This window comes from Actinoallomurus sp. NPDC052308 (assembly GCF_040679195.1).
In the GTDB taxonomy this organism is placed as follows: Bacteria; Actinomycetota; Actinomycetes; order Streptosporangiales; family Streptosporangiaceae; genus Actinoallomurus; species Actinoallomurus liliacearum.
Map to the genome: position 1 here is coordinate 1 of NZ_JBFAUM010000072.1, position 3,831 is coordinate 3,831.

2 protein-coding genes are annotated in these 3,831 nt (G+C 73.5%); both read right to left on the reverse strand.

The window, feature by feature from the left end; translation table 11 throughout:
- Nucleotides 1–1,390: condensation domain-containing protein (locus AB0L00_RS45750; RefSeq protein ID WP_364444570.1), on the reverse strand; the 1,390-nt coding region annotated here is incomplete at its 3' end.
- Nucleotides 1,387–3,831, reverse strand: a 2,445-nt coding sequence (locus AB0L00_RS45755) for a condensation domain-containing protein (RefSeq protein WP_364444572.1), incomplete at its 5' end; no start/stop codon positions are given. The genes AB0L00_RS45750 and AB0L00_RS45755, both read right to left, overlap by 4 nt.

The window sequence follows — 3,831 nt, forward strand, 5'->3', positions numbered from 1 at the left end:
TGCGGGCCGCCTGTGCCTCGAACAGGTCCGCCAGCGTCACCGCCGGTACCGGACGGGCCGTGTCGTTCCACTCCTCCAGCACCCGCCGCCGCTCGCCGGGCAGCAGGAGATCCACCGCGCCGACCGGCACGTCAGGCGTTTCGGCCATGGCGTGCAGCAGCTTCGAGAACCGGGCGAGCAGCGTCGCGGCGGCGTCCTCGTCGACGACGTCCGGCCGGTGGTCGAGACGGAGGGTCAACCGGTCGCCGGGGACGACGTACAGGGTCAGGGGGTAGTGGGTGGCGTCCCGCTGCGCCGCGCCGGTCAGCCGGAGGCCCGCCACCGGTTCGCCCATCGCGGACGGGTCGAAGGGGTAGTTCTCGAACACGGTGAGCGTGTCGAACAGCGCGGATCCGGCCACCGCGCCGCCGCCGACCAGGCCGGTGATCTCCGCGAGGCCGAGATGCCGGTGTCCGAGGAGCGCGGCCTGTTCGGCCTGGAGGCGGGTGAGCAGCTCCGCGAGCGTCTCGTCGGCCCGGACCCGGAGCCGTACGGGGACCGTGTTCACGAACAGGCCGACCATCTGCTCGATGCCGGGGAGCTCCGGCGGACGTCCGGAGACGACCTGGCCGAACACCACGTCGGACCGGCCGGTGAGCCGTGCCAGCAGCAGTCCCCAGGCGGCCTGCACGAGCGTGTTCAGCGTGACGCCCTGCGCGCGGGCCCGCCGGCGAAGCCGGGCGGCCGACTCCTCCGGCAGTTCCTCGGACACGGCCGACGGCAGGACGGCGGCCAGGCCCGCCGCCTCGGGCAGCAGGAGCGTGGGCTCCTCGATCCCGTCGAGCGCGGCCGTCCAGGCGCGGGTCGCGGCCTCGTGGTCCTGCCGTTTCAGCCAGGCGAGGTACTGCTTGTAGGGAGTGGCCGCCGGCGGCTGCGCGCCGGCGTAGCGGGTCAGCAGTTCGACGACCAGGATCGGCGTCGACCAGCCGTCGAACAGGATGTGATGGTTGGTGAGGACGATCCGGGCCCGGTCCGGCCCGATCCGTACGAGCGTGAGGCGGATCAGCGGCGGACGGGTCAGGTCGAAGGGCGCGACACGGTCGGCGTCGGCGATCCGGTCGGCCTCGGCCTCGTCGGCCGCCGTGACCTCCCGGAACGGCAGCTCCACCGAGCGCGGCACGACCTGCACGGGCTTCTTCAGCCGGTCGTGCGGGAACGCGGCGCGCAGGTTGGGATGGCGGCGCAGCAGGTCCTGCCCGGCCTTTCGCAGCGCGTCCGCGTCGACCGTGCCCTCGACGTCGAGGACCACCTGGGCCGCGTAGACGTCCCGTTCGTCGAGGAGCGCGTGGAACAGCAGGCCGTGCTGCAGCGGCGACAGCGGCCAGACGTCCTCGATCTGTGACCGGTTCAACCCTGCTCCCAAAGATCTTCGAGCGCTTCGATCTCGTCCTGGTCCAGCTCGACGAGGGTCAGGTCCGAGGGCGTGTACCCGCCGCCGTCCGCGCCGGCCAGTTCCCGCAGCGCCGCGAACCACCGGTCGGCCAGGTCGCGTACCGCGGTCTCGGGCAGCCATCCGCCGGGCCAGACCCAGGTCGCGCGCAGGTCACCGTCCCGCGTCACGGCGTCGATCTCCAGGCCGTGGGAGACCGGAAGGTCCGGGTCGTGGCCGGGGCCGAGCACGTCGGACTCCGGGGCCAGGCTCCAGTCGCCGTCCCCGGTGTCGACCCGGCCGAGGTAGTTGAAGACGATCTGCGGCGTGGGCAGGGCGGCCAGCCGGTCACGGGTCCGCGGGTTCAGGTGACGCAGCAGCCCGTACGTCAGGCCCGCCGGGACGGCCCGCAGTTGCTCCTTCACCTGTTTCAGCGCCTGCCCGGCGTCTTCGCCGCCCGGCTTCAGCCGCACCGGGTGGAGCACGGTGAACCAGCCGACCGTCCGCGTGAGGTCGGCACCGCCGTACGGGTCCTCGGCGGTCTCGCCGTCGAGGCCGTCGGGATCCTCGCGCCCGTGCCCTTCCAGGTCGATCAGGACGCCGCCGTCGGTCGCCTGCCCGCGGTCGCGTCGCCAGGCCGTGACGGCGCGGGCCAGCCCGGTGAGCAGGACGTCGTTCACGCCGCAGTGGAACGCGGCGGGGACCGTGGTCAGCAGCGGTTCGGCCTGCTCGCGCGGCAGGGTCACGGTGAAGCGCCGCAGCTCCGCTCCGGTGTACGCGGCGACGTTCCGCGACCCGGCGCCGCCGAGGGACGGATCATCGACGTCGAGGATCTCGATCCAGCGCGGAAGTTCGTCCACAACCTGTGGATGGTTCGCGGCGGCCGCCAGCCGCTGCGCCCACCTCCGGTACGACGTCGGCACCGGGTCCAGCGCCACGTCCTCCAGCGCCAGCACCAGATCGGGCAGCAGGATCCGCCACGAGACCCCGTCGACGACCAGGTGATGCAGGACCAGGAGCAGTCGGCCCGGCGCGTCGCCCGCGTCGAACCAGACGACCCGGACCATCGCCCCGGCCTCCGGGTCCAGGCTCCGGCGGGCGGCCTCGGCGCGCGTCGCGATCGCCTCGCCGTCGTACCCCTCCACCCGGCCGACGCACATCGCCGCGTCCACGGTTCCGGGCGGGGTCGTCTCCAGCCACCACGCGTCGCCGTCCGTCCGGCGCAGCCGCGTCCGCAGCGCGTCGTGGTGGTCCAGCAGCGTCCGCACCGCCGTGGTCAGCCGGTCCATGTCCAGATGCGGCGGCACGGTGAGGAGCATCGCCTGGCTGAACGCGCCGAACGGGCCGCCGCGTTCGGCCAGCCACGCGACGATCGGCGTGCGCGGCACCGGCCCGATCCCCGCACCCGGCGGTTCCGTTCGCGTCGTCACGTCGGCGGCCGTCCGGGCGACCGCCGCGAGGGCGGCCGGTGTCCGGTGCTCGAACACGTCCCGAGCGCTGATCATCAGCCCGGCGGCCCGGCTCCGGGAGATGAGCTGGATCGCCAGGATGCTGTCCCCGCCGAGGTCGAAGAACCCGTCATCCGCCCCCACCGACGTGGAACCCAGCACCTCGGCGAAGATCTCACAGAGCAGCCGTTCGGCCGGGGTACCCGGAGCCCGCGACCCGGCCGACGCCCCGAACACGGGAGCGGGCAGCGCCGCGCGGTCGACCTTCCCGCTGGAGGTCAGCGGCAGCTCGTCCAGCGCGACGACGGCCGCCGGGACCATGGACTCCGGCAGGACCCGCGCGGCCGCCGACCTCACCTCGGCCGGGTCGGCGTCGCCGGTGACGTACGCGACGAGACGCCGATCGCCCGGCCGGTCCTCCCGCGCCAGCACGACGACCGAGGTCACGCCGGCCTGCCCGGTGAGGACGTTCTCGATCTCGCCGAGTTCGATGCGGACGCCGCGGATCTTGACTTGATGGTCGGTGCGGCCGAGGTATTCGATTTCGCCGTGGTGGTTCCAGCGTGCGAGGTCTCCGGTGCGGTACATCCGCTGTCCGGTTCCGTACGGGTCGGCGACGAACCGTTCGGCGGTCAGGCCAGGCCGGTCGTGGTACCCGCGGGCGAGTTGGTCCCCGGCGAGGTACAGCTCGCCGGGCACGCCGGGCGGGACGGGCCGCAGCGCCGCGTCGAGGACGTACGCGCGGGTGTTCCAGACCGGCCGCCCGATCGGCACGTTCGCCGAACCGGGCGTACAACGCCAGGAAGTGACGTCCACGGACGCCTCGGTCGGCCCATAGAGGTTGTGCAACTCCACGCCCGGCAACAGGCCGTGGAACCGCGCGGCCAGTTCCGGTGGCAGCGCTTCGCCGCTGCACAGCACCCGGTGCAGCCCCGTGCAGCCTGTCGCCTCCGGTTCGGTGAGGAACGCGGCCAG